The sequence below is a fragment of the Corynebacterium marquesiae genome (assembly GCF_030229635.1).
Classification (GTDB): domain Bacteria; phylum Actinomycetota; class Actinomycetes; order Mycobacteriales; family Mycobacteriaceae; genus Corynebacterium; species Corynebacterium marquesiae.
The window spans coordinates 28,844-54,968 of sequence record NZ_JASPII010000005.1 but is presented as its reverse complement, the minus strand read 5'-3'; the positions used below and the strand labels follow the sequence as shown (position 1 = coordinate 54,968).

Here is a 26,125-nt window from a genome sequence, read left to right as displayed (position 1 = left end):
AGTTTAGGCCTTTGCCTCCAGCAGCTCGAGTAGGTCCTTGCGCACCTGGTGGCGGCGGATTTTGCCCAGGTGGTCGCGCGCCAGATCTTCGAAGTGATAGAAGGTGCGCGGCACCTTATAGCGGGTGAGGCGCTCGCGGCAGAATTCCTTCAGGCCTTCTGGATCGAGCACGGCGCCATCGCGCAGGGTAACGCAGCCGACAACGTCCTCCGAGCCATCCTGGCGCGGGCGGCCCACGGCGGCGACATCTACGACGTCGGGATGCTGGGCAATCGCCTCTTCTACCTCTGCGGGGTAGACGTTGAAGCCGCCGGTGATGATGATTTCCTTGATGCGGCTGACCAGCTTGATATAGCCATCCGGCTCCATGAGCGCCATATCGCCGGTGCGGAACCAGCCATTGTGAAAGGTCTTTTCAGTGGCCGCGGCATTGCCAAAATAACCCTGGAAAATCTGCGGGCCGCGCGCGAGCATCTCACCCGGTTGGCCGTCGGGCTGGGTTTCATCCAGGTTTTCGGGGTTGGCAATGCGCACTTCCGTATCCGGGAAGGGCACGCCCACATAGCCGGGGCGGTGCTTGCCATTCATGGGGTTGGCGGTGAGGACCGGGGAGGTTTCTGTCATGCCAAAACCCTCCACGAGCCGGCCACCGGTTAAGTTTTCCCAGCGCTCCACAATCTCTACGGGCAGCGTGGCGGCGCCGGAGAAGGCATTGCGGATGCCGCTTAGGTCCACGTCCTTTTCTTCCGCTGCGTCCATGATTTTTTGATACAGCGTGGGCACGCCCGGAAGCCAGGTAGGCGTGCGCTTTTTCACGATGTCCAGAATGAGCGGCATTTGTGGGGAAGGGACAAGGATGAGCTCGGCGCCCAAGTAGATGCTGAAGACGCACAGCGTGGTCATGCCATAGGCATGGAAGATGGGCAGCGCCGCGAGGAAGCGCTCCTGTTGTTTACCCATCTGCGGCACCCAGGCCTTGCCCTGGATGGCGTTGGCAATGAGGTTGCCGTGTGAGAGGAGCGCGCCTTTAGGTTTTCCGGTGGTGCCGGAGGTGTAGAGGATGAGCGCAATATCGTCTTGGGAGATCTCAGGGACATCGAGATTCGAGCCATCGCCGCCGATGGCCGAGCCGATGAGGGTGGACCACTCCACGGTATTGGGCGCGGGGCTGGTGAGCTGCTCGCGCTTGGCGGCCAGCGGCGGGATGGGCAGGCGCAGCGCGAGGCGCTTGAGCGGGGGCATGGCCTCGACCATGTTGACGGAGACGATGGTTTCTAGCGGGGTGGTCGAGCGCAGCTTTTCCAGCGTGGAGGCGGTTTTATCCCAGGAGATAGCCACACGCGCGCCATGGTCATTGAGCAGCCCTTCCAACTCCGGGGCGGTGTAGAGCGGGTTGTGCTCGACCACGGTGGCACCAAGTAGCTGCACCGCATAGAAGGCTGCGACGTGCTGGGGACAGTTGGGCAGGACGATGGCCACCTTGTCACCCGGGCGAATGCCAAAGGCCTTGAGCCCGGCCGCGGCGGCGCGCACCTGGGCATCAAGCTCCGCGTAGGTTTGCGTGCGGCCGAAGAAGTAGGTGGCGGATTTATTGGCGTTGGCCCGCAGGTTATCGCGGTAGTAGTCGACGATGGTCTTATCGCCGTAGTCCAGCGTGTGTGGGGTCCAATCGCTGTAGTGCTCGAGCCAGGCTCGGGAGGTGGAAGCGGACACGCGAAAAACCTTTCGTTTGGCTACAAAAACTATTTCTGAAGGGATAGCATATCCCAAACGCGAAGAAGCCCTCTAGTTTTCTTCTAATGTCAGCAAAAAACGTTTGGCTTCCAGACCACCCGCGTAGCCGCCGAGCCCGCCATCGCTGCGCAGTACACGGTGGCACGGCCGCACGATGAGCAGGGGATTGGCGCCGCACGCACTGCCCACGGCCCGCGTCGCGCCGGGGCGGCCGAGTAACTTAGCGACGTCGCGGTAGGTGACCGTCTCCCCGTAGCCAATTTCCGCCAACTGCGCATGCACCGCGGCGCGGAAGTCGGTCGTCGCAGGCGGGTCGAGGGGAAGCTCGAAGGCGCGGCGCTGGCCGGCGAAATACTCCGCGAGCTGCGCCTGGGCGGCATCGAGCACGTCTGCACTGCGCTTTCCGATGCCCCCTTCTTCCACACCGCCCATCTCTTTCTGCAGGATGCTGGCTGCGGTGAATTCGACACGGGAAAGCCCCCGCGGGCTCGCCTGCAAGCGCAGGGGTCCGAGGGGGCTATCGATAAGGCGGAACATCTCAGTTCTGTTCGGCCTCGAGGCGGCGGATGAGGTCTGCCTGGACCTCGCGGCGGCGGATCTTGCCCATCTGGTCCTTCGCCAGCTCCTCAAAGTGGTAGAAGGTGCGGGGGACCTTGTAGCGGGTCAGGCGCTCGCGACAGTAGGCCTTGAGGCCCTCCGGGTCGAGGGCTGCGCCATCGGCGAGGTCGAGGCAGGCCACGACATCCTCGGAGCCGTCCTCGCGCGGGCGGCCGACCACGGCGACGTCATCAATGCTTGGGTGCTCGCGCAGGATTTCTTCCACCTCGCCCGGATACACGTTGAAGCCGCCGGTGATGATGATTTCCTTGATGCGACTGACCAGGCGGATGAAACCATCCTCTTCCATGACGCCCATGTCACCGGTACGGAACCACTCACCGTGGAAGGCGGCCTCGGTGGCCTCGTCATTGTTGAGGTAGCCCTTGAAGATCTGCGGGCCGCGGGCCAGCACCTCGCCCTCAACGCCGTCCGGTTGTGTCTCATCCAGGTTATCCGGGTTGGCAATGCGCACCTGGGTATCCGGGAACGGGATGCCCACGTAACCTGGGCGGCGGTCGGTGCTCATGGGGTTGCCCACGATAATCGGCGAGCACTCAGTGAGGCCATAGCCCTCCACTAAGAGGCCGCCGGTGTAGTTCTCCCACTTGTTGACCGTGTCCGAAGGCAGGGTAGACGCACCGGAGAAGGCCGCGCGCACACCTTTGAGGGGGATTTCCTGATCCTCGGCGGCCTTCACGATGCGCTCGTAGAGCGTCGGTACGCCCGGAACCCAGGTCGGGGTGTGCTTCTTCATCAACTGCATAATGAGCGACATATCGGGCTTCGGCAGAATGACCAGCTCGCCGCCGATGAACTGTGCCAAGGTCACATTCATGGTCAGGCCATAAGCATGGAAGAAGGGGAGGGCGGCTAGCATACGCTCCGGCTTATCGCCCAGGCCAGGAACCCACGCCTTGCCCTGCATCAGGTTGGAAAAGAGGTTGCCGTGCGAGAGCATGGCCCCCTTCGGGGCGCCGGTGGTGCCAGAGGTGTACATGATGAGCGCGATGGTGTCCTTGTCCACGTCTTCCGGCGTGGTGATATCGCTGCCGTCGCCGCCGATGGCGTTGCCTACCAAGGTTTCCCACGGCACGGTATTGGGCGCCGGGGAAGAGAGCTGCTCCCGCTTGGACTTAAGCGGCGGGATAGGCAAGCGCAAAGCGGCGCGCTGCAGGGTGGGCATGGCGTTGATCATGTTGATGGACACGACCGTTTCCAGGTTGGTGGTCGCGCGCAGCTTCTCCAAGGTCGGCGCTGCCTTATCCCAGGCGATGGCGATGCGCGCACCGTGATCCTGGAAGAGCCCTTCAAGCTCGTGGGCGGTGTAGAGCGGGTTGTGCAGTACCACCTGGGCGCCCAGCTTCAAGATGGCGTAGAACGCCGCGATGTACTGCGGCGAGTTCGGTGCCACGATGGCGACTCGGTCACCGGGGCGCACACCGAAGGCCTTCAGGCCCGCGGCCGCTGCGCGAACCTGACGGTCCAACTCCGCATACGTTTGGGTGCGTCCGAAGAAGTAGGTGGCCGGTTTATCGGCGTTGACCTCAAGGTTGTTGTCGTAGATATCCAGCAACGTGGTGTCGCCGTACTCGAGGTGGTGCGGTGTCCATTCCGGGTAATACTGGAGCCAAGCCTGTGATTCGTATGCGGACAAAACTTTACCTTTCGGTGGCGTAGGTTTCTGGCAGGGGCCAGTATAGCGCCGGTAGAATTGAGCGCCATGCGCATCGCCATGATCTCTATGCATACCTCGCCGATTGAACAGCCCGGCTCGGGGGACGCCGGCGGCATGAACGTCTACGTCCTCAATAGTGCGCGCCAACTGGCTCGCCGGGGAATAGAGGTGGACGTCTATACCCGCGCCACTCGGCCTAGCCAGGGCGAAATCATTGAGGTTGAACCCCATCTGCGCGTCATTAATATCGTCGCCGGGCCGTACGAGGGCCTGGATAAAGAGGATCTGCCCACCCAGCTGGCCGCTTTCGCGGGCGGCATGGTGCAATTTGCCAAGTGGCAGGGCAAGAAATATGACCTTATTCACTCCCACTACTGGCTCTCCGGCCAGGTGGGCTGGCTGCTACGGGATCTCTGGGGCATCCCGCTCATCCACACGGCCCATACCCTCGCCGCGGTGAAGAACGCCTCCCGGACCGCGGATGACACCTTGGAGTCCGAGGCCCGCCGCATCTGCGAGCAGCAACTGGTGGATAACGCGGACCTGCTCGTGGTCAATACCGAGCAGGAGGCCCGCGACCTGGCCGAACACTATGATGCCGAGTGCGACATCATTCGCGTAGTCTCGCCCGGCGCCGACGTAGAGCTTTTTACCCCTGGCACGGACCGCAATACCGAGCGCTCCCGCCGCGAGTTGGGCATTCCACTGCACACCAAGGTGGTGGCCTTTGTGGGGCGCTTACAAAAATTCAAGGGCCCAGAGGTCCTCATTCGCGCCACGGCCGAACTCTTCCGCCGCGAGCCGGCTCGCAACCTGCGGGTGGTCATCTGTGGTGGCCCGTCGGGGGCCAATACGGCGCCGGAGGCCTATAGGGAGTTGGCGCGCGAGTTGGGCGTCGATAAGCGCGTGCGCTTTTTAGGCGCCCGCCCGCCAGAGGAGCTGGTGGGGGTCTACCGCGCGGCCGATATCGTAGCGGTGCCCAGCTATAACGAGTCCTTCGGTCTGGTGTCGCTGGAGGCCCAGGCTTCTGGCACGCCGGTGGTAGCCGCGGCCGTCGGCGGGCTGCCCATCGCTGTGACCGACGAGGAGACCGGCTTGCTGGTGCACTCGCATGACCCGTCCGACTGGGCCGATGCTCTAGCCCGCCTGCTTGACGACGACCCCATGCGCATCGCCATGGGCGAAGCCGCCGTCGCCCACGCTGCGCGCTTTAGCTGGGCCAGCTCCGCTGCTGCGCTCGCAGAAATCTATGACGAGGCCAGCCGCATCGAGGTTCCAGACTGCCATCAACGGCGGGCAAGTGGTGATTAAACGTCCTACGCCGGAAGCCATTTCATGGCATGCTGGAGGCATGACTAACGGAAAACTGATTCTTCTTCGCCATGGCCAATCCAAGTGGAACGAGTCCAACCAGTTCACTGGCTGGGTCGATGTAGATCTGACCGAAAAGGGTGAGGCAGAAGCCAAGCGCGGCGGCGAGCTGCTCGCGCAGGAAGGCGTTCTGCCCGATGTCCTGTATACCTCTCTTTTGCGTCGCGCTATCCGCACCGCAAATATCGCTCTCAACGCCGCCGACCGCCACTGGATCCCAGTGGTGCGCGATTGGCGCCTCAACGAGCGCCACTACGGCGCCCTGCAGGGCCTGAACAAGGCCGAGACCAAGGAAGAGTACGGCGAGGAAAAGTTCATGGCATGGCGTCGCTCCTATGACACGCGCCCGCCGGAGCTGGCCGATGACTCCGAGTATTCCCAGACCAATGACCCGCGCTACGCAGAACTAGACAAGGTTCCGCAGACCGAGTGCCTCAAGGATGTTGTCGCCCGCTTTGTGCCGTACTTTGAAGAAGAAATCCTTCCGCGCGCCAAGAAGGGCGAGACTGTGCTCATCGCCGCTCACGGCAACTCCCTGCGCGCACTGGTTAAGCACCTGGACAATATCTCTGATGATGATATTGCCGGCCTGAACATTCCAACCGGCATCCCGCTGGTCTATGAGATCACCGAGGACGGCTCCGTAGTAAACCCAGGTGGCACTTACCTGGATCCGGAAGCCGCCGCTGCTGGTGCCGCCGCCGTTGCTGCACAGGGCGGTAAGTAAGAAACTGCGCCACAGTCCCCGGGGAGTATTCCCTGGGGACTTTGTGATGGATAGGCTAGACACGTGGAATTGATTCTTTCCTTTGCCGCCGGCGTGGTGGCCTGCGGGCTGGCGCTGCCAGCGATTTCTTGGCTGCGCGGGCGCATTGCGCGCTACCGCCAAGCCACCGATGCCGAGGCCAACCAAGTCACGACGGTCAGCCAGGTGCTGCACTTGGCCGTGCAAGGCTCGCCGACGGCCCTGGCGGTGCTGGACCGCAACCAAGAAATCGTCATGTCCAATCCCGCCGCCCATGAGATGTCCCTGGTGCATGATCGCGCCGTGAACCCGGACGTGTGGCAGACCGCGCAGGAGGTCTTCGAGGACAAGGAGACCCGCACCGTCGACCTGGCCATTCCCAAGCGCCGCACAGGCCACCGCGTCACCCAGTTCAAGGCGGTCATTAAGCCGCTCACGCTTAACGACGGCCGCTTTGTCATCATCTACGGCACCGATGAGAGCGAAAACGTCCGCATGGAATCCGCCCGCCGCGACTTTGTGGCAAACGTCTCCCACGAGCTCAAGACCCCCGTCGGCGGCATTGCCTTGCTGGCCGAGGCCCTGCTCCAAGACCCCGGCGACCAAGAGACCGTGGAGTACTTTGGCAACAAGGTCTACAAGGAAGCCAACCGCATGGCCGATATGGTCAGCGAGCTTATTTCCTTGTCCAAGCTGCAAGGCGCCGAGGCGCTGCCAGAGATGGAACCGCTAGCCGTCGATGACCTCATCGAGGAAGCGCTCTCGCGCAACCAACTGGCTGCGGAGGCTCGCTCCATCGAGCTCAACCGGGGCGCCTCCGTCGGCGTGCAGGTCAAAGGAGATAGGTCCCTGCTGGTTACCGCACTGTCTAACCTCGTCTCCAACGCGATTAACTATTCGCCGGAGAAGATGCCGGTATCGGTCTCCCAAAAAGTGGTGGATGGCGGGGTCGTGCTCATCCGTGTTACGGACCGCGGAATCGGTATCGCACCGGATGATCAAAAGCGCGTCTTCGAGCGCTTCTTCCGCGTAGACCAAGCCCGGTCGCGGCAGACCGGAGGCACTGGCCTAGGATTAGCAATTGTTAAACACGTGGTGGCCAACCATGGCGGCAACATCAAACTGTGGTCCCGGCCCGGTACGGGTTCTACATTCACCATCGAATTGCCCATCTACAGGGAAGAAAAGCCAGCGCAGGATGCTGGCATGAAGGATAATGAGAAAAGGGATGCCGTCGACGCGGCGGCGCCTGGGCTCCCGCGTGCAGTAGCACGCGTTGCAGCACGTCGAAAGGATAAAGCACAATGACCACCATCCTCATCGTTGAAGATGAAGAGTCGCTGGCAGATCCGCTGGCATTCCTCCTCCGCAAGGAGGGCTTCGAGCCGATCATCGCGCACGATGGCCCCACCGCGCTGGAAAAGTTTGCCGCTAACGACATCGATATCGTCCTTCTAGACCTCATGCTGCCCGGCATGTCCGGCACCGAGGTATGCAAGCAGCTGCGCACCACCTCGTCCGTGCCGGTCATCATGGTGACCGCGCGCGATTCCGAGATCGACAAGGTCGTCGGCCTTGAGCTCGGCGCTGATGATTACGTGACCAAGCCTTATTCCTCCCGCGAGCTCATCGCCCGCATCCGCGCGGTCCTGCGCCGCGGTCACGATTCCGGCTCGGGCGCCGATACCGAGGCGGAGGAAGAAGTAGCCGAGCAGATCCTCGAGGGCGGCCGCGTCAAGATGGACGTGGAACGCCACACCGTTACCGTCGCGGGCGAGCCGGTTTCCATGCCGCTCAAGGAATTCGACCTCCTGGAGTACCTGCTGCGCAACGCCGGCCGCGTACTAACCCGCGGCCAGCTCATTGATCGCATCTGGGGCGCCGATTATGTTGGCGACACCAAGACGCTCGATGTCCACGTCAAGCGCCTGCGCTCCAAGATCGAGGAGCAGCCCTCCCGTCCGAAGCACCTGGTTACGGTGCGCGGCCTGGGCTATAAATTCGAGCTCTAGCTCTCCGCCCGCTGGTTTTCTGCCTGTAGGCTCCCGGCCTTCACGCTGGCCGGATGCTGCGTGAGCTGGACGCCGTGCTCGGCCGCCGCGGCGCGTGCCTTGCAGTGCGCGGCCAGAATCTCATAGGACTCTCGGCCCATGAGCGCTACCAGCTCGTCCTCGTGCGATTGCCACATCGGCAGCGGGTTGGCGTGGCAGGCGGCATCGGCCGAACAATACCAATCAAAGTCCTCGCCGCCATTGCCCCAACCGCGGCGGTCATACTCGCCGATCTGCGTGCGCAAAATCTCCTGCCCATCCGGGCGCTCTTCATAGTCTTCGTATCGGCGCAGCGGTAGCTGCCAGCACACCTCGGGTTTTACCACCGTGAGCTCCTCGCCGGTATCGACAGCCCACTGGTGCAGCGCGCAGCCCGTACCCGTAGCCCAGCCGGCGCGGTTGGCAAAAATGCACGCGCCGTCCACGATGGGTGTCTTCAGCGCCGGTTCCGGTTCGCCGTCCTCACCGTCGAGCTCGTCCCACTCTAGCCATGGCTCCAACTCGTCCGTAGCGTCCTGCGCGAGGAACTCATCTACCCCCGCTGGGCGCAGCTGCCAATACTTGGCGGGCATGCGCGAGACGGCGTCGTAAAGCTGGTCGCGGTCTTCCTCATCGGCCATATAGGCGCCATGCACGCAGCAGCCCACGTCGGGCTGGCTCTTATCGATGCCCCGGCATGCTGACGTCCCAAATTGGCAACTGTAGTGCGATTCCACCCATGTTAGGTCGATGGAAAAGACGTGGTGTGGGTCGTTCGGGTTGGTAAATTCGAGCCACTCCCGCGGGAAATCCGGGGCCTCTTCGCGGCCCGCTCTTATCGACGCCGCCGCGGGCGAGCTCGCGGGAAAACCTAGGTATACCGTGTCAGATTTTGGGCGATTCACACCTAACCACGGTAGACCTACTACGCTATTAGTGTGCGATTAGGTGTATTAGATGTCGGAAGCAATACCGTCCACCTCGTTGCGGTCGATGCCGCGACGGGCGGGCGGCCCACTCCGATGAGCGATTGGAAGACCCCGCTCCGGCTGGTAGAACAGCTGGACAAAAAGGGCAACATCCATGAAAAGGGTGTAAAGAAGCTGGTCAGCGCCGTAGCGGAGGCGAGCGAGCTGGGCGATAAGTTGGGCTGCGCTGAATTTATCGCCTTTGCTACCTCGGCGGTGCGCTCCGCGCATAATTCAGAGGCCGTGCTCGATGAGGTGGAAAAGCAGACCGGCGTACGCCTGCAGATTCTCTCCGGCGTGGAAGAAGCCCAGCTGACCTTCCTCTCCGCACGCCGCTGGTACGGCTGGTCCGCCGGCCGTATTACCAACCTGGACATCGGCGGCGGCTCGCTAGAGCTGTCCACCGGTACCGACGAGCACCCCGACCTCGCCTTCTCCCTCGACCTGGGCGCTGGCCGGTTGACCCATAACTGGTTCGACACCGACCCACCGGAGAAAAAGAAGGTAAGTGCGCTGCGCGATTATATCGATGCGGAGCTCGAAGACGTTGCCCAGCAGATGAAGGCCATGGGCCCCGCTGGCCTCGCCGTGGGTACCTCCAAAACCTTCCGCACGCTGGCGCGCCTGACGGGGTCCGCCCCGTCGTCTGCCGGCCCATACGTCAAGCGCACGTTGACTGCACCGGGTCTGCGCCAGTTGATTTCCTTCATCTCTCGCATGACTGCGGCAGACAGAGCGGACCTAGAAGGTGTAAGTTCTAACCGATCGCACCAAATCGTTGCCGGCGCTCTAGTGGCCGAGGCATCCATGCGAGCCTTGGACATTGAGAAGCTGGAAATCTGCCCGTGGGCGCTGCGTGAGGGCGTCATTTTGCGCCGGACCGACAAGGGATTGGAATAGGAAGAGATCATGGCTGACAAGAAGAAGTTGACCGTGGCAGAGCTGCTGGCTCGCGATAAAAAGGCCCGCGGCGAAAAGGGCGGCAAGGACGACAAGCGTTCGCGCCGCCACCGCCGCAGCCTCGATGAAGGCGGCATTTCCGTTGCCGAGCTAACCGGCAACCTCAAGAAGGTCGAGGCTTCGCCTGCCGAGGCCAAGCACACCTCCGTCTCCATCGACGAGGACGCTCCCGTCATCCGGGCCCCCAAGGCCGCCGACGCGACCGATGCCGACTCCGCAAAGAAGTCCACCGACAAGCCAGCTTCTCAGTCCGCAGCCACGACCGCTGCTCAGCCTGCCGCGCCGAAGGCTGCACCAAAGACCGCCGCAAAGGCAGAACCAAAGGCTGCACCTAAATCCGCGGACAAGCCCGCAGCCAAGGCTGCCGCCAAGCCAGCGCAGACCGCAAAGCCGGCTGCTGCCGCCGCGGCACAGGAGGCGGCGAAGAAGAATCAGCCTTCTGCCGATGACACCGCGGTAATCCAGCGCGTGGGTAAGGCGAAGGCGGACGACGCCAAGCCTGCCGCGGCGAAGGCAGCTGCGGCCAAGCCCGCAGCGGAGAAGCCGGCCGCAGACAAGGCCGGCGCGGACAAGGCCACCGCAGCGAAGGCCGACAAGGGCGCGAAGGTGGCCGGAGCGGGAGCTGCGACAGCTGGTGCTGGAGCGGCCGCTGCGGCGGCGGTGCCGGCGTCTAAGAAGGCGGGCGTCGCTAAGGATGCCGAAGAAACCGGCAACCTGCCCAAGGTCGAGGACGACGAAGAGTGGATCGAGGAAGAGCACGAGAAGCTCAACCCAGTTTCCATCCTGCTGATGATTGTCGCGGGCATCCTGCTGGCGATTGTCATCTTCAAGGGCTTTGAGATTCTGTGGGATAGCTTCCCGCGCCTGGTCGTCGCCATCCTCGCGCTGTGCGTCACCGCGATTATGGTGGGCGTGACGCACGCCCTGCGCACCGCGCGCGATGGATTCTCCATGTTCCTGGCCGGCTTTACCGGCCTTATCCTGACCTTCGGCCCGCTGCTGTTGGTCATGCTCTAAGCCCCCGCTTGTCGACGCCCCGGTTACCCCACGTGGTAGCCGGGGTTCCGCATTTTTGGCATGGTGGAGACTATGACAAAGATTGCAATTTTAGGCGGCGGACAAATCGGTGAGGCTTTGACCTCGGGACTCGTGGCATCGGGTTTTGCGGGCTCGGATATCACGGTCACCAATCGCACCGAATCCCGCAGCCAGGAACTCAAAGAGACTTATGGCGTCAACGTCACCAGCGATAATGCGGCGGCGGTGGACGGCGCGGACTATATCTTCGCGTGTGTGAAGCCCTACGCCATCCTGGACCTGCTCGAAGGCCTTGAGCCGGCCAAGAATGCCGTGGTCGTGTCCATGGCCGCGGGCCTGACGCTAGAGCAGCTGCAGGGTGCGGCGGGCGAAGGCGTGCCGGTGGTGCGCGTTATGCCCAATACCCCCATGTTGGTGCGTCGCGGCATGTGCACCTGTGCGGCCGGTGAGCACGTGAGCGACGCCCAGATGGACGGCGTGCGCGAGCTGCTCGAGGCCGTGGGCGAGGTGGCGGTCATTCCGGAGAAGAATATCGATGCCGCCACCGCGCTGGCGGGTTCCTCCCCGGCTTATTTCTTCCTTGCGGCAGAGGCGCTTGTCGATGCCGGCGTGCAGCTCGGCCTTCCCCGCGATGTCGCCGAGAAGCTTGCCGCCCAAGCCGCAGCCGGCTCTGGCGAGATGCTGGCTAGCTCCGGCCGCTCGGCCACCCAGCTGCGCGCTGGCGTAACCTCGCCGGGCGGCACCACTGCGGCCGCCGTCCGCGAGCTGGAGGAGTCCGGCCTGCGCGGCGCGTTCTACCGCGCGGCAGAGGCTTGCTCTGATAAGGCCAAGGAGCTCGGCTAGCGCCTCCGCGTGCGACCTCCCCGTGGTGGGGGTGTACCCACCCGGGAGTGCTGGGGCAGGTGTTAAGCAGCGCTTTTAGGGGAAACCCTAATGAATACTGTGAAAAAATTTGGCACTTGGGTCGCATTAGTCACATGTTTCACGATAGGCTAGGGCAAGCACGTGCGTGAAGTCCTGTGGGAGGGGAAGCCTACAGCGCGTAACGAGCTGAAGGGTTAGATATATATGGCAAATGAAGAAAAGGGAACCTTTCTGACGATCGCGGAGGTCGCCGAGATTATGCGCGTCTCCAAAATGACCGTCTACCGTTTGGTTCACGCAGGCGAAATGCCGGCTGTTCGCGTCGGACGCTCCTTCCGCGTTCACGAGTCCGCCGTCAACGAGTACCTAGAGGCTTCCGTCTACGGAGCCTAGGCTCGCGCCGCACAGACAGCGCCCACCTCTGTTGGCCTTCGAGGTCAGCGGTGGTGGGCGCTGTTGTTTCGCATAGGCCCTTTTTGGTCACGGGCTGGGTGCTGGGTAAGATGGTGTGCATTCGTGTCGGCTCGCTGATGTGGCCCGCGGTCCGTGTGGCCACGGCGGCAAGAGTGCACCTTCGCCGTTTTAGCGCTGACAAGTTTGACAGTACGTACTACACGAAAGTGAGGACTCCATGGGTTCCGTCATTAAGAAGCGCCGCAAGCGCATGTCCAAGAAGAAGCACCGCAAGATGCTGCGCCGCACCCGCGTGCAGCGCCGTAAGCTGGGCAAGTAAACCCCAGCCCGCTTCTTACCCTCCGCCATTGTGCGGAGGGTTTTTGCATGCTTGCCGACGTCCCCCAGCGCCCTCTATCGCCCTCGCTACCGCCGGTAGTAGCGCCAGCCGCCATAGGAAAAGGCGGCGGTGGCCAACGCCGGCAGACCATAGGTGCGGATGGCGCGGCGCACGGAGCGATAGTCGCGCACGAGCCAGCCGCGGTCGCCGGCGATATCGCGCAGTTTGCGGTCTGGGTTGATGGCCACGGCGGTGCCGACCATAGACAGCATGGGCACGTCGTTGGCGGAATCCGAATACGCGGTGCAGCGCGAGAGGTCGAGGCCTTCGATGGTCGCGAGCGCGGCCACGGCGTGCTTCTTGCCGGGCCCGTGGAGGATATCGCCGACCAGCCGGCCGGTGAACTTGCCGTCTTTGACCTCCGCGACGGTGCCGAGCGCGCCGGTAAATCCGAAGCGCCGGGCGAGCACCTGCGCTAGCTGGACCGGCGTGGCGGTGACCAGCCACACCTGCTGGCCGGCGGCTAGGTGCATCTCCGCCAGCTGCGTGGTGCCAGGGTAGGCGCGGCGGGCCAGCGAGGCGTCTACAATCTCCTCGCAAAGCTCTACCAGTTCGTCGACGCTGCGGCCTTTGACAAACTCCAGCGCCTGCGCACGGCCGGCGGCCACGTCCTTGGCGTTCTCGCTGCCAGAGACACGGAATTTGAGCTGCTTCCACGCAATCGGCAGGATTTCGGAAAGACGGAAGTAGCGCTTGCGTGCTAACCCGAAGGCGAACTCCACGAGGGAAGAGCCTTGGATGAGGGTGTTGTCAACGTCGAAAAACGCTGCCGCGCCCACATCCACCGGTACGTCTGGGTCTTGGGCGGTGATGCGTTGTGCACCGGCCGCGTCATAGGAGCCGGTGACCGAGTCCACGCCGGAGGCGAAATCCTCCAACTCCAGTCCGAATTCCTCCAGCGCCGCGGAGGCCGCGGCTTCACCGGCGGTGCGCTGTGATTCCTCGTCCAGCGGGGCGAGCGCTTGGGTCTCCAAGAAATTACGCAGGTTACCGCGCGAGGCGGTCCAATTGGCCAAGAAGTCGCGGGGGGATTCGGGGAACCCTGGGGGAGTGGTAGCGGACACGAGTGAGACAAACAGCTTTCGCAAACGCGGGGTGGACTAACGTGTCCATAGTAATGGTTTCGACCGCTGCCGTCCTTGTGAGGAGAATATGTCTCAGCATCTCGTCGAGCTCATGGTGCGCACCACCTGCGGTTCTTGCGCGCGCGTGAGGGAGCAAATCACCCCCGTCGTCAAGCGGGCAGGCGCGGAGCTTGCTGTGCGTAACGTGGATGAGGACGCGGAGCTGGCCATGGAGTTCGGTGACCGCGTGCCCGTTGTAGTCATCGACGGCGAAGAGTTTGCCTGCTGGGAAGTAGACAACGAGGAGTTAGCGGCCGAGCTGGCCGGTTGATTCGGGATCCGCGACACCGACGGGTAGTCTTTTGGAGGATTAAAATCAATCAAAGGGTTGAGGAGTGTTGTGCATGAGCGTGCTCGTCGTGGGCATGTCCCACCAGTCGGCGCCGGTGGCGCTGCTGGAGAAGCTGAGCATGGATAGTGCGGTCCAGGATTCCGCCTGCGGGCAACTCGTGGCGGCCGAGCCGCTGTCAGAGGCCATGATTATCTCCACCTGCAACCGCATGGAGGTCTACACCGTCACCAACTCCTTCCACGCCGGCGTGCAGGAAGTCGTGCGCGTGCTCACCCAGGTGTCGGGCGTGGGCGAGCAGGAGCTGCGCAACTACCTCTACGTGCGCTATGCCGACGCCGCGGCCGAGCACCTGATGTCCGTGACTTCCGGCCTGGATTCGATGGTGGTGGGCGAGCAGCAGATCATCGGCCAGGTGCGCAGCGCCTACCAGTCCGCCTCCGAGCAGGGCACGGTCGGCCCGCGCATCCACGCGCTGGCGCAGGCCGCGCTGCGGGCGGGCAAGCGCGTGCACTCCGAGACCGATATCGACGAGGCCGGCGCCTCCATGGTGTCCTTCGCCTTCGACCAGGCCTTGCAGCGCCTCGACGCCCCAGACCTGACTGGCAAGACCGCGCTGATCCTTGGTGCGGGCGCCATGGCATCCCTCGCCGCCACCCACGCCGGCCGGTTAGGCGTCAAGGAGCTGGTGTTGGCCAACCGCACTCGCGAGCGCGCTGAGCGCCTGGCCAGCCACGCCGAGGAAGCCGGCGTTGCCACCCGCGTCGTGGACTTTTCCGAGCGCGCCGTCGCGCTTTCCGACGTCGACCTGGCCATCTCCGCCACCGGCGCCGATAACTTCACCATCGCGGCCACCGACATTCCTGCCGGCCGCGATCTCATGCTCATCGATCTTTCCCTGCCGCGCGATATCGACGATGCCGCCGCCGCGGCCGAGGGCGTGGATCTGGTCAATATCGAGCGCTTGAGTAAGTCGCTCTCGGCCGCCTCCACCGATCTCGCGGCCGGTACCAGCCCGCACGCGCAGGCCCGTCACATCGTCGACGAAGAACTCGCGGCCTATACCTCAGCCCAGCGCGTGCGCGACGTCGCCCCGGCCGTAAGCGCCCTGCACCGCCGCGCGGCCGATCTCGTCGAGTGCGAGGCCGCGCGCCTGCAACACAAGCACCCCGAGCTCGCGGGCAAGCAACTTGAGGACGTCCAGCGCGCCCTTAAGCGCGTGGCCGATAAACTGCTGCATGAACCGACGGTGCGGGCGAAGAAGCTGGCGGCGTCGGAAAGCAGCGTCAGCAGCGAGAACGCCCTGCAGGAACTCTTTGGCCTGCAGCTGGAAGGCTCCGGTGTGTCCGTGGCCGTCAATGAATTGCCCACCATGACTAAGGAGGCCTAAATGTTTCAGATTGGTACCCGCGGCTCCAAGCTCGCCACCACCCAGGCGGGCCATGTGCGCGATTGGCTTATCGACGCCGGCTTTGACTCCCAGCTCCACATCGTGACCACCGCCGGCGACGTCAATATGGCGCCCGTCGAGCGCATCGGCGTCGGCGTATTTACCCAGGCGCTGCGCGAGGCGCTCTATGCCGGCGAGTGCGATATCGCCGTGCACTCGTTTAAGGACCTGCCCACCGCGCCCGATGATCGCTTCCGCCTCGTCGTGCCGCAGCGTCAGGATTCCCGCGAGGCGCTCGTCGCCCGCGATGGCCTGAGCCTGGCGCAGCTGCCGCAGGGCGCGCGCGTGGGCACCTCCGCCCCGCGCCGCATCTCCCAGCTCGCCGCCCTCCGCCCGGACCTGGAGATTCGCCCGCTGCGCGGCAATATCGATACCCGCATGTCCAAGGTTACCGACGGCGAGCTCGACGCCGTTCTGCTGGCCTACGCCGGCCTGCTGCGCGGCGGCTACGCGGACCGCGCCACCGAAATCTTTGAGCCTACCGTCTTCATGCCGGCGCCGGCCCAAGGCGCACTCGCCATCGAGGCCGTGGCCGGCACCGAGGCTGCTGCGGCCCTAGACGCCATTGTCGATGACCGCGCCTCGGCCGCCGCTGCTGGTGAGCGTGCCGTGCTGGCCCGCCTCGAGGCCGGCTGCACCGCGCCGGTGGCCGCCACCTCGCGCTGGGACGGCGACGAGCTCACCGTGCGCGGCGGCGTCTTCGCGCTCGACGGATCCCGCCAGCTCACCGCCACCGCTTCCGGCTCCGCGGCCGAAGCCGCCGATCTTGGCGCGCGCATCTCGGACGAGCTTTTCGCCGGTGGCGCGGCCGAGCTGCTGGGCAAGTAATTTCGCCTTTAGGCGCTAATAATTTAAGGTGTAGATACCACAGATCATTGTTCCGCAATGATCCGGCCCCCTTTAAGGGCATCCCAGGACGCAAGGCCTGGGATTTTGGCCGTTAAGACCGTGTCACCCACCGCCGGCGCGGGGAAGCACACCGCATGCGATCATGTCCGTGCGCGGTGCCGCGCGCCCGATTTTAGAAAAGAACTTTATGAGCAATGCCGCGCCAGACACCCAATTGGGCAAGATCGTCTTTGTGGGCGCTGGTCCAGGTAATCCCGACCTGCTGACCGTGCGCGCCCGCGAGGTTCTGGCAAATAGTGCCATCGCCGTGACCGATCCGCAGGTCATGCAGGGCGTGCGCGATGCCGTCGCCGCCGCGCTGCCCGTTCCGCAAGAGCTTCTCGACGCCGCCGAGGCCGAATACGCCCAAATGTGCGCCGATGCCAAGGCCAAGGGCGCGCGCCGCAAACCGCCGCGCCCCGCGCCGCCAACGGCCGCGGTGTTGTACGAGCCGGCCGCAGATATCGTCGCCCAGCTGCGCGAGTGCTTGGTCGAGGCCGATGGCGAGGACGTCATCCGCCTGGTCACCGGCAACCCACTGCACCGCGAGTCCATCAAGGCGGAGATCAACGCCGTGGCGTCTGCCGGCCTGGAATTCCAGGTAGTGCCGGGCATGTCCCTGCCATCTACCGTGCCGTCCTTTGCCGGCATTGCGCTCGGCTCGACCTATACCGAGGCCGACGTAACCGACGGCGCCGATTGGGACGCGCTGGCCAATGCCACCCAGCCCATCGTCCTGCAGGCCACCAAGGAAGACTTGCCGGTGATCTCCGATGAGCTGCAGCAGCGCGGCATGCCGGCCGAGACCGAAGCATTCGTCACCGTCCACGGCACCACCCGCCTGCAGCGCACCTATGAGACCACGCTGGGCACCATGGGCAAGCTGGACGCTGACCTCACCGGCCCGCTCGTGGTCACCCTCGGCCGCAGCATCGACGACCGCACCAAATACTCCTGGTGGGAAAACCGCCCGCTCTATGGTTGGCGCGTGCTCGTCCCGCGCACCAAGGAACAAGCCGGCCCGATGTCCGCGCGCCTAGCCGGCTACGGCGCCATCCCGCAAAACGTGCCCACCATCTCCATCGAACCGCCGCGCAACCCGGCGCAGATGGACCGCGCCATCAAGGGCATCGTCGAGGGCCGCTATAAGTGGATCGTCTTCACCTCCGTCAACGCCGTGACCGCGGTATGGGAGAAGATCGCCCAACTCGGTCTCGACGCCCGCGATTTCGCCGGCGTCCACCTTGCGGCCGTGGGCACCAAAACCGCGGCCGCCATCCGCGCCAAAGGCATGGTCCCGGAGCTCTTGCCACACAAGAAGAAGCAGAACGCCGAGGGCCTGCTCGATGTCTTCCCCAACTTTGTGGAAGATATCGACGCCGTCGGCCGCGTCCTGCTCCCGCGCGCCGATATCGCGGCCGACACCCTGGTTGACGGGCTCAAGGCCCTCGACTGGGAGGTCGACGACGTCGTGGCCTACCGCACCGTCCGCGCCGCCCCACCCTCGGCCGAAATCCGCGACATGATCAAGACCGGCGGCTTCGATGCCGTCGCGTTCACCTCCGGATCCACCGTGCGCAATCTGGTGGGCATTGCGGGCAAACCGCACCAGCGGACGATCATTGCGTGTATCGGGCCGTCGGCAAGAGCGGCCGCGGAAGAGATGGGCCTGCGCGTCGATGTGGTGCCCGAAGTCGCCGACGTGCCCGCGCTTGTCGACGCCCTCGCAGACCACGTCGCCGCCCTCCGCGCCGCCGGAAACCTGCCCGCGCCGCGCAAGAAACGCCGCTCGCGCAAGAAGGCTACTAAGGTCGACAAGGCATAAGTTTTAGTCTCGCTCTAAGGAGTACCCAATGAGCACCTTCCCAGCCCGCCGCCCACGCCGCCTGCGCACCACCCCCGCGATGCGCAACCTCGTGGCCGAAACCGAGGTCCGCCCCTCGGACCTGATTTTGCCCATGTTCATCGTGGACGGTCTCGACGCCCCGCGCGAGATTCCCTCCATGCCGGGCGTCTACCAGCACACTTTCGATTCCCTGCGCCGCGCGGCCGAGGAAGCGCTGGAGGCCGGCGTGCCGTGCATCGACCTTTTCGGCGTGCCGCTCGATGAGGACAAGGATGAGACCGGCTCCGTCGCCTGGGACCCCCAGGGCATTTTGAACCGCGGTATTTCCTGCCTGCACGAGGAATTCGGCGATGACCTCATCGTTATGGCCGATACCTGCCTGGACGAATTCACCTCCCACGGCCACTGCGGCGTGCTGGATGACAAGGGCCGTGTGCTTAACGACGAATCCGTCAAGCTCTACCAAGACATGGCCCGCTCCCAAGCCCGCGCCGGCGCCCAGATCGTCTCCCCGTCCGGCATGATGGACGGCCAGGTTGCCGCCATCCGCGCCGACCTCGACGAGGCCGGCCACGAGGACGTGGCCATCATGGCTTATTCCGCCAAGTACGCCTCCGTCTTCTTCGGCCCGTTCCGCGATGCCGTCGGTTCCTCCCTCGAGGGCGACCGCCGCACCTATCAGCAGGACCCGCGCAACTTCCGCGAATCCCTGCTCGAAGCCGAGCTCGACATCGAAGAGGGTGCGGACTTCGTCATGGTCAAGCCCGGTCTGCCCTACTTGGATGTGCTTTCGGCCGTGGCGGAGACTTCTCCCGTGCCGGTCGCGGTCTACCAGGTCTCCGGTGAGTACGCGATGGTCAAGGCCGCGGCCGCCAACGGGTGGATCGATGGCGAGGCCATCATGCTCGAGTCGCTGACCGCATTCAAGCGCGCCGGCGCCGGCCAGATTCTGACCTACTTCGCTACCGAAGCCGCCCGCCTTCTCAAGTAAAGGACCCCTGTGACTGCTACGCCCCCGTCGCCCGCCCCTGCCCCTCGCACGCAACGCCCGCCGCGGCAGCAGCAGCGGCCGGAGTCCGTGACGTACATGCTGTGGCTGTGGCTGGGCGCGCTATGCGGCGAGGCCGTGCACCAGGTGCTCAACGTGGTGCTCACGCTGCTCAACCACGACGTACTCATGTCGCAGGCCAAGGAGATGGCCAAGTCCGCACCGGGCGGCGTGGATGAAGCCCAGCTTTCCGACGCCTTCCTCCGCACCGCCGCCTACGGCTCCGTCGCTCTTTCGGCTGCCATTTCCTTGGCGATTATCGTGCTGTTGGCCTTCCTGTTGCGGTCCCTTGCTAACCGCAGCAAGCGGGCCGGCACCTCGCGCCGCGTGTGGTTCGCTTTTTCGATCTACTTTGGATTCCGCATTCTGCTGACCTTCATGGTCACCCCAGCCGGCGCGGACGTGCCCGATTGGCTCTTTGCCGCCGATGGCATGGTGCAAATTCTCGTCGGCGTCGCGGCGGTGCTCGGCCTGATTTTCTCCGTGCGGGCCGATACCTTGGATTACACCGGCGAGCTCGAGCAGATGCGCGAGCTGGAAAAGGAACTCGAGCAAGCGCAGCGCGAGAAGAAACGCGCCGAGGAGGAGCGCAAGCGTTCCAAGGGCGACCAGCGCAGCAAGCGCGAACGCCCCGACCGCACCAACCGCACCGACCGTGCTGACCGGACCGACCGGGAGGATGAGCGATGAGCAATACCGATCGGCCCGGGCCCCGGGACTATAACCGGGCGGCCCGAAACTCCTCCGCCAACCAGAACCTCGACGTGTGGCCGCGGCCCCTGCGTTGGGCATATTGGGTACTCGTCGTCGGTGCCGTGCTCATGCTGGTGAGCGGCATGGTGGGCATCTTCGGCTCGGGTGGGCCACAGGTAGAGCCGCAGAATGCGCAGGTCGCGGAGTACCTCCATTCCAATCGCCTTTTTGTCGCGGTGACCAATGCCGTCGGCGCCATCCTGCTTGCGCTCTTCGCGGCGCAGCTGGCCGGCGGGTCCAAGTGGGCGCGCCGCATCATTACCGTGGTCATCGCGTTCACGCTTTTTACCAATATCGCCGCCCTCGCACTCGGCATCGGCGGGCTCGGGCTGCTGATTATCCCCATCACCTTGATCGTCGCCCTCGCGATGCTTTTCCAGCCGCAGTCCAACCGCTTCATCAAGGACCGCAGCTTGCGTGGCTAATTAGCCCTCACTCCAACTTTTGATTCATAATTGGGGCATGTCTCGACTCAATCGTGCCCCGCTTATCGACGCCGCCCTCGGCCGCACCCCCTCCCGACCCCCAGTCTGGTTCATGCGCCAGGCCGGCCGCTCGTTGCCGGAGTACCGCGCCGCCCGCGAGGGGATTAGCATGCTCGATTCCTGCTTCATGCCGGAACTGCTGGCAGAAATCACCCTCCAGCCGGTGCGCCGCCACGACGTCGACGCCGCCATTTTATTCTCCGATATCGTCGTCCCGCTCAAGGCGGCGGGCGTCAAGGTCGATATCGTGCCCGGTCGTGGGCCGGTGATGGAGCAGGCGGTGAGGAGTAGGGAGGACGTCGGCAAGCTGCCATTGCTAGAGACCGACGTCCCCGAAGTTACCGAAGGTATCGCCCGTATCCTGGCCGAGCTTAGCGAAACCCAAGCGCTCATTGGTTTTGTTGGCGCGCCGTTCACGCTGGCCAGCTACCTCATTGAGGGCGGGCCATCCAAGAACCACGAGCGCACCAAGGCCCTCATGCACGCCGAGCCGGAGACCTGGCACATGCTCATGCGCCGCCTGGTGCCGACCATCACCCGTTTCCTGCAGGTGCAGGTCGATGCCGGCATTGATGCCATGCAGCTTTTCGATTCCTGGGCCGGCTACCTCAATGAGCGCGACTACCGCGAGTTCGTGCTTCCGTACTCCCGGGAAATTCTGGCCGGAGTGGAGATTCCACGCATTCACTTCGGCGTCGGCACCGGCGAGCTGCTGCCGGCCATGTCGGAGGCGGGGTCGGAAGTTATGGGCGTCGATTATCGCGTGCCCATGGACGCCGCGGCCGAGCGCGTCGGCGCCCGCGTGCTGCAGGGCAACCTCGACCCGGCCATGCTTTTTGCCGGCGATGCCGCCGTGCGCCAGGCCGTGCGCACCATCCGCGGCGAGGTCGACCGGGCCCGCGAGCGCGGCGATATTGACGGCCATATCTGGAACCTCGGCCACGGGGTCTTGCCAACTACCGACGCGGAGGCCATCACCCGCGCCGTATCCATCATCCACGAGGAGGGCTAAATGCGTATTGCGATTATTGGCGCCGGCCTGGCGGGCTTGACGGCCGCTTACGAGCTGCGCGACCACGACGTTGAGGTTTTCGAGGCCGCCGGCCGTATCGGCGGCAAGCTGTACTCCGTGCCGTTTAATGACGGCCCCACCGACATGGGCGCCGAGGCCTTCCTCGCCCGCCGCCGCGACGCCGTGGAGTTCATTGAATCCCTCGGCCTGGGCGACAGCCTGGTTGAGCCCTCCGGTCTGCACTCGCTGGTGTACTCCGGCGAGCTTAAGCCGCTGCCGCGCGGCGGGATGATGGGCATTCCTTCGCACTCGGAGCCGGTCGCACACTTGGTCTCGGCCGAGACTGCGCGTCGCATCGATAACGAGGAGCCTTTCGAGTGGACGGCTGGGAGCGACGTCTCCGTGGGCCGCCTGGTGCGCCAGCAGTTTGGCGACGACCTCGTTGACCACGTCATCTCCGCCCTCCTCGGTGGCGTGTACTCCTGCTCGGCCGATGACCTGGGTGTGCGCGCGACCATCCCAGCGCTGGCCGAGACGCTCGACGCGCTCTCCGAGCGCGGCCCAGTCACACTCTCGGCCGCGGTCCGCTCGCTGGAAGAGGCCCGCGCGGCCAAGCCGAGCAGCGGCGGACCCGTCTTTCAGACCTTCCGCGGCGGCTACGCAGAACTCTACGAGGCGCTGGCCGATAAATCCCGTGCCAAGATCTACCTCGATACCTTCATCTCGGGCATCACTCGCGAGGGCGAGAAATTCCGCTTGGCCGGCGCACCCGGCGATACCGCCCCCTTTGACCGCGTGCTGGTGGCCACCCCGGCCCCGACCGCAGCGCGCCTGCTGCCCAAGGTGTCCCCGCGGGCGGCGGAGCGGTTGAAGAGCGTGAAGCTAGCGGCGTCGGCAGTCGTGGGCCTGAAGTTCGAGTCTGACACGGACCCGGCCGGCAACGCATTGCCGCAGAATTCTGGCATCCTCGTGGCCACTGACCAAGACGACGTTCACGCCAAGGCATTCACGCTGTCCTCGCGCAAGTGGCCGCACTTGGCAGAGCGCGGCGGGGCTCTCGTGCGCGCCTCCTTTGGCCGCTTTGGCGACGACGCCATCGTCCGCGCCGAGGAAGATGACCTCGTCGACTACGCTCTCGACGACCTCCAGCGGCTCACCGGCTTCGACGGCCGCGCCGCGGGCGTTGCCGAGATTTTCACCCAGCGCTGGTTCGGCGGCCTGCCGCGCTTTGATGCCGGCCACCTGGAAACCGTGGCTGGTGCGCGCGGTGCCCTCGCGGCGACGCCGGGCATCGATGCCACCGGAGCTTGGGCCGGCGGGGTCGGTGTACCCAACGTTATCGCGGACGCCCGCGCTGCTGCGGCCCGCATCGCTCGCTAGCGGCGGGGCTCGCTAGCTGCGGGCATGCCAATGCGGCAGCAGGGCATCCTGCTGCCTGGTGGTTGCGGGGCTACTGGGGCGATGATGTCGCGGTGTGAGCCCAGGGCGGCTGCCAGACCACGCGGCCTCGGCGCCGAACGAGGCGCCCGCGCAACGGTGGGGCATTCGGGTCATCGTCGTTGACGCCGTTGTGGTACGGGCAACAGGTCGCGAGGTTTGCCATATTGGTATCGCCGCCGTGTCGCCACGCCTGCAAGTGGTGTACCTGGCATTTATCCGCCGGATAGTTGCATTCGGACCACGGGCATACCGGATTTTCCGCGGCGGCCATGAGCCGCTGCTTTTCGCTGGCCATGCGTTCCGTGCGGTAGAGATTGACCGCGCCCTCGAAGGGGTGAACGAGGGTGATAAGCCCGCGCTCTGCCAGCGTGCGCGAAACGAGTTCCGCGCCGGTGAGGCGGGCACCGTTGGTGAGCTGGATGGTGATTTCCTCGCCGTCGCCATCGATGATGCGGTCGAGTTCGTCGAGCGTGATAATTGCATTCGTCGTAATAGTTGGACGGGTGGCTGGGGCGGCGCCGGAAGGGGAGAAGAGCTCCGCAACGGAAGCGAGAGGCGCGTCCTCGTCCAGGCTGGATTCCAAGTCCGCGATGAGCGAAGAGGGCCCGGTAATCGCGAGGGTCCACGGCGCGTCCTTGCGGCGGCGGATGCGCACACCGGGGCGCGGAGGGGCTGGGGGATTGAGCTCGCGCAGCTTCTTGCGCGCCAGCTTTTCCATCTCATCGGTATCGGCGGCAGTGCGGCACAGCTCCACGCGCAGGCGCCAGGCATCGCGTTTGGTCTTAGCGCGGGATGCGTAGCGCTCGATAACCTCCAGCGTGGGTAGCGGGTGGGCGCGGTCGCGCGCGGCGGTAACCGCCTGGCGTTGCTGGCGGGTGAAGGAGGTGGGGGCAAAGAGGGCGTCGGCAAGCGTGAGCAAAGTGCGGGCCGTCTTATTGGGCGCCCCTGCGGCGCGCAGCTGGTCTTCAGACATGCCGGCGCACCCGGCAACGATGTCGATGCCAGGCGCCAGGGCCGCAAGATAAGTCTGAAGAGCTGTCATGCCCCGCAGCTTAAGCCACGGCGCGCAACCCGCGCGAGGGCGAGCGCGCGAACCTGTGGATAACTAGGGCCCAAAGGGCGAATTTCGGCCCGCACGCCCGGAGGGCCTGTGGATAACTAGCCCTTATTGCGGAAGACGAAGATGGAGGAGAAGTCCTGATTGCCGTGGCCCATGGCCTGCATTTCCTCGAAGCGGCCGATGGCGGCGGTCAGGGCGGGCAGCGGCTTGGTGGAGGTCATCTCCATGAGCTTGGCGTCCTTGGCCAGGGCGTCGACGGTGAAATCGCCCGGGTCGGTATTGCGCTCGCCGGTGATAAACGGCGCCTTCATATTGGCGATGAATGACAGGCCGGTGATATCGAGCATCTGCAGCACCACCTCGGAGTCCAGGCCCTCGGACTCGCCGAGTTGCAGGGCTTCGAGCAGGCCCTCGGCGGTGACGGCGAGCGCGAGGTTCGCCAGCAGCTTTCCGATGGCCGCCGTGGCCGCCGCCTCCACTCCGATGAGCTTGTCTTCGCCCGCCCAGGACTCGGCGAGGGACATGGCTTGCTCGCGGCGGGCGTCGTCAGGCGTGCCCACATAGACGCCGAGCTTGCCCTCGCGGGCCGGGCCGAGCGTGCCGACGACCGGGGCGTGGACGTAGGTTTCCACGGCGGCGGCGAACTCGCGGGCATCGTTGGGCGAGACGGTGGTGGTATCGACCCACGTCACGCCCGCGGGGATGAGCTGCGGCTCGATGACGACCTCGCGGACATCGTCAGGCCCGAAGAGAGAGGTAATAATGACCTCGGCGTTCGCTACGGCCTCGGTGGGCGAGGCAGCAAGCTCGGCGCCTTCCTCCACCAGCGGCTGGGCGCGCTCGGCGGTGCGGTTCCAGACGGTCAATTCGATGCCGCCTTGCTCATTGAGCAGGCGGCGGGCTAGTTCGGTTCCCATGCGGCCAGTTCCAAGAAATGCAATCCTCATGGTTTCCCAGTGTGCCATCATTGGGTGCAGGCTCGCCGCCTTTCGTGCGGGCCCGGACGAGGGAGCCGTACCCGGCGACGCGAAAAGACGGCCAGGAAGCAGCTATGGCGTGGTTCATCTTGATTTTCTCCGGCGCATTCGAGGCCGTGTGGGCGGCGGCGCTGGATAAGTCCGCAGGTTTTACTCGCCTGTGGCCCTCGCTCATTTTCCTCGTGGCTTGCGCGATTTCCATGGGCGGGCTGGCCTGGGCGATGCGCAGCATCCCGGTGGGCACGGCCTATGCGGTGTGGGCGGGCGTTGGCGCGTCGGTGGCGGTTATTTATTCTTTCGCCGCTGGACACGAGGCCGCCACGGTGTGGAAGGTGTTATTCCTCGCCATGATCATCGGCGGCATCGTGGGGCTGAAAGCGGTGAGCTAGAGGCCCGGAATGCGTGGCGCGGGCGGCAGCGGCAACTCCGGCGGGGCGGGCGCAGGCACGGCGGGCACGGCCGGCACATCAGGCACCGCGTCGTCGATGCGCCCACGGACCTCGTGCGGCGGGATATTCAGGTTCGGCAGGCCGCTTTTATCCCGCGCAGGTGGGCGTGGGGCCGGCGCTGCAGGTTGCGGGCGGGGTGCCGGTGCAGGTGCGGGTGCGGGACGCTGCTGGGGAGCAGGAACCGGGCTAGGATGCGCATCAGGTTTAGGCGCAGGAGCAGGTGCCTTGTCCAACGACGCAGGCTCTGCGGCCGGCGGCGAAGGAGCGGCCGGCTTGTCCTCCCGAGGAAGGTCGCGCGGGGCGAGCGGGCGGGGAGGGGGCTGCCAGGAGGGGGCGTCGGCAAGCGGGGTGGCACCCACCGAGGTGGGCAGCGGCCGCTCGGGCTCGGGATGGGCGCAGCCGGCGAGGCAGAAAGCGGCCAGAATAGCAAAAATGAGAGTGCGCTGCATTGAAAATCCCCCCGAATTGAAACGTGCAACGCCCCGAAGTTTAGCGGCTGACTGTGAATCGCGCACTCCAACTTTTG

At 64.8% G+C, this 26,125-nt stretch carries 27 protein-coding genes and 1 riboswitch; of the genes, 19 read left to right on the top strand and 8 right to left on the bottom strand.

Annotated elements, in window-relative coordinates; all coding sequences use genetic code 11:
* Nucleotides 1-3: 3 nt before the first annotated feature.
* The 3 genes from QP971_RS04680 to QP971_RS04670 all read right to left on the bottom strand — a co-directional run bounded on the left by QP971_RS04680 (nt 4) and on the right by QP971_RS04670 (nt 3,988).
* The gene (locus tag QP971_RS04680; RefSeq protein WP_284810980.1) at nt 4-1,713 is read right to left on the bottom strand and encodes a long-chain-fatty-acid--CoA ligase; all 1,710 of its coding nucleotides are present in this window, start codon (nt 1,711-1,713) and stop codon (nt 4-6) included.
* 72 nt (nt 1,714-1,785) lie between these two features.
* The gene (locus QP971_RS04675; RefSeq protein ID WP_284810979.1) at nt 1,786-2,271 is read right to left on the bottom strand and encodes a methylated-DNA--[protein]-cysteine S-methyltransferase; all 486 of its coding nucleotides are present in this window, start codon (nt 2,269-2,271) and stop codon (nt 1,786-1,788) included.
* A gap of 1 nt (nt 2,272) precedes the next feature.
* The gene (locus QP971_RS04670; RefSeq protein ID WP_284810978.1) at nt 2,273-3,988 is read right to left on the bottom strand and encodes a long-chain-fatty-acid--CoA ligase; all 1,716 of its coding nucleotides are present in this window, start codon (nt 3,986-3,988) and stop codon (nt 2,273-2,275) included.
* Nucleotides 3,989-4,054: 66 nt separating this feature from the next.
* Between QP971_RS04670 and mshA the strand changes: the two genes are divergently transcribed.
* The 4 genes from mshA (at nt 4,055) to QP971_RS04650 (ending at nt 8,137) form a co-directional block, all read left to right on the top strand.
* A complete protein-coding gene (mshA, locus tag QP971_RS04665) occupies nt 4,055-5,320 on the top strand; it encodes a D-inositol-3-phosphate glycosyltransferase (RefSeq protein WP_284787687.1) in 1,266 nt (421 codons plus the stop codon).
* A 40-nt stretch (nt 5,321-5,360) separates the two neighbouring features.
* Nucleotides 5,361-6,107, top strand: a complete 747-nt coding sequence (locus QP971_RS04660) for a phosphoglyceromutase (RefSeq protein ID WP_049377838.1) — start codon at nt 5,361-5,363, stop codon at nt 6,105-6,107.
* A gap of 63 nt (nt 6,108-6,170) precedes the next feature.
* Nucleotides 6,171-7,433: a sensor histidine kinase gene (locus QP971_RS04655; RefSeq protein WP_225746039.1), complete on the top strand. Its 1,263-nt coding sequence runs from the start codon at nt 6,171-6,173 to the stop codon at nt 7,431-7,433.
* Nucleotides 7,430-8,137 carry a response regulator transcription factor gene (locus QP971_RS04650; protein WP_198492446.1) on the top strand — a complete coding sequence of 236 codons (708 nt, stop codon included), beginning with the start codon at nt 7,430-7,432 and terminating at the stop codon, nt 8,135-8,137. The genes QP971_RS04655 and QP971_RS04650 overlap by 4 nt, the downstream gene beginning before the upstream one ends.
* On the opposite strand, the gene QP971_RS04645 is transcribed toward QP971_RS04650, so the two are convergent.
* Complete coding sequence (locus QP971_RS04645; protein WP_049377841.1) at nt 8,134-9,060, bottom strand: DUF3109 family protein; 927 nt, start codon at nt 9,058-9,060, stop codon at nt 8,134-8,136. The genes QP971_RS04650 and QP971_RS04645 overlap by 4 nt on opposite strands.
* 33 nt (nt 9,061-9,093) lie before the next feature.
* Between QP971_RS04645 and QP971_RS04640 the strand changes: the two genes are divergently transcribed.
* The 5 genes from QP971_RS04640 to QP971_RS04620 all read left to right on the top strand — a co-directional run bounded on the left by QP971_RS04640 (nt 9,094) and on the right by QP971_RS04620 (nt 12,718).
* Nucleotides 9,094-10,023, top strand: a complete 930-nt coding sequence (locus QP971_RS04640) for a Ppx/GppA family phosphatase (protein WP_198492448.1) — start codon at nt 9,094-9,096, stop codon at nt 10,021-10,023.
* A gap of 9 nt (nt 10,024-10,032) precedes the next feature.
* Nucleotides 10,033-11,100: an Rv0497 family membrane protein gene (locus tag QP971_RS04635; RefSeq protein WP_284810977.1), complete on the top strand. Its 1,068-nt coding sequence runs from the start codon at nt 10,033-10,035 to the stop codon at nt 11,098-11,100.
* Nucleotides 11,101-11,172: 72 nt separating this feature from the next.
* Nucleotides 11,173-11,964: a pyrroline-5-carboxylate reductase gene (gene proC, locus QP971_RS04630; protein ID WP_284787698.1), complete on the top strand. Its 792-nt coding sequence runs from the start codon at nt 11,173-11,175 to the stop codon at nt 11,962-11,964.
* 225 nt (nt 11,965-12,189) lie between these two features.
* A complete protein-coding gene (locus tag QP971_RS04625) occupies nt 12,190-12,378 on the top strand; it encodes a helix-turn-helix domain-containing protein (RefSeq protein ID WP_005276651.1) in 189 nt (62 codons plus the stop codon).
* Between the two features lie 238 nt (nt 12,379-12,616).
* Nucleotides 12,617-12,718 carry a 30S ribosomal protein bS22 gene (locus tag QP971_RS04620; RefSeq protein WP_003855542.1) on the top strand — a complete coding sequence of 34 codons (102 nt, stop codon included), beginning with the start codon at nt 12,617-12,619 and terminating at the stop codon, nt 12,716-12,718.
* A gap of 86 nt (nt 12,719-12,804) precedes the next feature.
* On the opposite strand, the gene QP971_RS04615 is transcribed toward QP971_RS04620, so the two are convergent.
* A complete protein-coding gene (locus QP971_RS04615; protein ID WP_284787701.1) occupies nt 12,805-13,842 on the bottom strand; it encodes an HAD family hydrolase in 1,038 nt (345 codons plus the stop codon).
* Nucleotides 13,843-13,930: 88 nt separating this feature from the next.
* On the opposite strand from QP971_RS04615, the gene QP971_RS04610 reads away from it, so the two are divergent.
* From QP971_RS04610 to QP971_RS04570, 9 genes are all read left to right on the top strand, one after another.
* A complete protein-coding gene (locus QP971_RS04610; protein ID WP_198492452.1) occupies nt 13,931-14,173 on the top strand; it encodes a glutaredoxin family protein in 243 nt (80 codons plus the stop codon).
* 73 nt (nt 14,174-14,246) lie between these two features.
* On the top strand, nt 14,247-15,581 hold the full coding sequence (locus QP971_RS04605; protein WP_284810976.1) for a glutamyl-tRNA reductase: 1,335 nt from the start codon (nt 14,247-14,249) through the stop codon (nt 15,579-15,581).
* Nucleotides 15,582-16,469, top strand: coding sequence for a hydroxymethylbilane synthase (gene hemC / locus QP971_RS04600; protein WP_284810975.1), 888 nt, complete (start codon nt 15,582-15,584; stop codon nt 16,467-16,469). It begins immediately after the preceding gene.
* Between the two features lie 208 nt (nt 16,470-16,677).
* Entirely contained in the window at nt 16,678-18,354 is a 1,677-nt protein-coding gene (locus QP971_RS04595; protein WP_225746033.1) for a bifunctional uroporphyrinogen-III C-methyltransferase/uroporphyrinogen-III synthase, read from the top strand.
* A gap of 28 nt (nt 18,355-18,382) precedes the next feature.
* On the top strand, nt 18,383-19,366 hold the full coding sequence (gene hemB / locus QP971_RS04590; RefSeq protein ID WP_269953710.1) for a porphobilinogen synthase: 984 nt from the start codon (nt 18,383-18,385) through the stop codon (nt 19,364-19,366).
* Between the two features lie 9 nt (nt 19,367-19,375).
* Complete coding sequence (locus QP971_RS04585) at nt 19,376-20,113, top strand: EMC3/TMCO1 family protein (RefSeq protein WP_239274425.1); 738 nt, start codon at nt 19,376-19,378, stop codon at nt 20,111-20,113.
* Complete coding sequence (locus QP971_RS04580; protein WP_284791600.1) at nt 20,110-20,601, top strand: tellurium resistance protein TerC; 492 nt, start codon at nt 20,110-20,112, stop codon at nt 20,599-20,601. Before QP971_RS04585 ends, QP971_RS04580 begins: the two co-directional genes overlap by 4 nt.
* Nucleotides 20,602-20,638: 37 nt before the next feature.
* Complete coding sequence (gene hemE, locus QP971_RS04575) at nt 20,639-21,673, top strand: uroporphyrinogen decarboxylase (RefSeq protein ID WP_284810974.1); 1,035 nt, start codon at nt 20,639-20,641, stop codon at nt 21,671-21,673.
* The gene (locus QP971_RS04570; RefSeq protein WP_198492460.1) at nt 21,674-23,053 is read left to right on the top strand and encodes a protoporphyrinogen oxidase; all 1,380 of its coding nucleotides are present in this window, start codon (nt 21,674-21,676) and stop codon (nt 23,051-23,053) included.
* Nucleotides 23,054-23,123: 70 nt separating this feature from the next.
* On the opposite strand, the gene QP971_RS04565 is transcribed toward QP971_RS04570, so the two are convergent.
* Nucleotides 23,124-24,155 (bottom strand): HNH endonuclease signature motif containing protein, encoded by a 1,032-nt coding sequence (locus tag QP971_RS04565; RefSeq protein WP_284787725.1) that lies wholly within the window; start codon nt 24,153-24,155, stop codon nt 23,124-23,126.
* A gap of 116 nt (nt 24,156-24,271) precedes the next feature.
* Nucleotides 24,272-25,120 (bottom strand): NAD(P)-dependent oxidoreductase, encoded by an 849-nt coding sequence (locus QP971_RS04560; protein WP_284787727.1) that lies wholly within the window; start codon nt 25,118-25,120, stop codon nt 24,272-24,274.
* Nucleotides 25,121-25,150: 30 nt separating this feature from the next.
* Nucleotides 25,151-25,216, top strand: a riboswitch (guanidine-III (ykkC-III) riboswitch).
* A gap of 8 nt (nt 25,217-25,224) precedes the next feature.
* Here QP971_RS04560 and QP971_RS04555 point away from each other — a divergent pair.
* The gene (locus QP971_RS04555) at nt 25,225-25,539 is read left to right on the top strand and encodes a DMT family transporter (RefSeq protein WP_005327239.1); all 315 of its coding nucleotides are present in this window, start codon (nt 25,225-25,227) and stop codon (nt 25,537-25,539) included.
* Here QP971_RS04555 and QP971_RS04550 read toward each other — a convergent pair.
* Complete coding sequence (locus tag QP971_RS04550) at nt 25,536-26,048, bottom strand: hypothetical protein (protein WP_284810973.1); 513 nt, start codon at nt 26,046-26,048, stop codon at nt 25,536-25,538. The genes QP971_RS04555 and QP971_RS04550 overlap by 4 nt on opposite strands.
* Nucleotides 26,049-26,125 lie beyond the last annotated feature (77 nt).

Bases quoted from the DNA above. Each gene is read 5' to 3' on its own strand.
- QP971_RS04675 (WP_284810979.1), bottom strand. From the start codon at position 2,271: ATGTTCCGCCTTATCGATAGCCCCCTCGGACCCCTGCGCTTGCAGGCG.
- mshA (WP_284787687.1), top strand. From the start codon at position 4,055: ATGCGCATCGCCATGATCTCTATGCATACCTCGCCGATTGAACAGCCC.
- QP971_RS04660 (WP_049377838.1), top strand. From the start codon at position 5,361: ATGACTAACGGAAAACTGATTCTTCTTCGCCATGGCCAATCCAAGTGG.
- QP971_RS04650 (WP_198492446.1), top strand. From the start codon at position 7,430: ATGACCACCATCCTCATCGTTGAAGATGAAGAGTCGCTGGCAGATCCG.
- QP971_RS04635 (WP_284810977.1), top strand. From the start codon at position 10,033: ATGGCTGACAAGAAGAAGTTGACCGTGGCAGAGCTGCTGGCTCGCGAT.
- proC (WP_284787698.1), top strand. From the start codon at position 11,173: ATGACAAAGATTGCAATTTTAGGCGGCGGACAAATCGGTGAGGCTTTG.
- QP971_RS04625 (WP_005276651.1), top strand. From the start codon at position 12,190: ATGGCAAATGAAGAAAAGGGAACCTTTCTGACGATCGCGGAGGTCGCC.
- QP971_RS04620 (WP_003855542.1), top strand. From the start codon at position 12,617: ATGGGTTCCGTCATTAAGAAGCGCCGCAAGCGCATGTCCAAGAAGAAG.
- QP971_RS04610 (WP_198492452.1), top strand. From the start codon at position 13,931: ATGTCTCAGCATCTCGTCGAGCTCATGGTGCGCACCACCTGCGGTTCT.
- QP971_RS04605 (WP_284810976.1), top strand. From the start codon at position 14,247: ATGAGCGTGCTCGTCGTGGGCATGTCCCACCAGTCGGCGCCGGTGGCG.
- hemC (WP_284810975.1), top strand. From the start codon at position 15,582: ATGTTTCAGATTGGTACCCGCGGCTCCAAGCTCGCCACCACCCAGGCG.
- QP971_RS04595 (WP_225746033.1), top strand. From the start codon at position 16,678: ATGAGCAATGCCGCGCCAGACACCCAATTGGGCAAGATCGTCTTTGTG.
- hemB (WP_269953710.1), top strand. From the start codon at position 18,383: ATGAGCACCTTCCCAGCCCGCCGCCCACGCCGCCTGCGCACCACCCCC.
- QP971_RS04580 (WP_284791600.1), top strand. From the start codon at position 20,110: ATGAGCAATACCGATCGGCCCGGGCCCCGGGACTATAACCGGGCGGCC.
- hemE (WP_284810974.1), top strand. From the start codon at position 20,639: ATGTCTCGACTCAATCGTGCCCCGCTTATCGACGCCGCCCTCGGCCGC.
- QP971_RS04570 (WP_198492460.1), top strand. From the start codon at position 21,674: ATGCGTATTGCGATTATTGGCGCCGGCCTGGCGGGCTTGACGGCCGCT.
- QP971_RS04565 (WP_284787725.1), bottom strand. From the start codon at position 24,155: ATGACAGCTCTTCAGACTTATCTTGCGGCCCTGGCGCCTGGCATCGAC.
- QP971_RS04560 (WP_284787727.1), bottom strand. From the start codon at position 25,120: ATGAGGATTGCATTTCTTGGAACTGGCCGCATGGGAACCGAACTAGCC.
- QP971_RS04555 (WP_005327239.1), top strand. From the start codon at position 25,225: ATGGCGTGGTTCATCTTGATTTTCTCCGGCGCATTCGAGGCCGTGTGG.
- QP971_RS04550 (WP_284810973.1), bottom strand. From the start codon at position 26,048: ATGCAGCGCACTCTCATTTTTGCTATTCTGGCCGCTTTCTGCCTCGCC.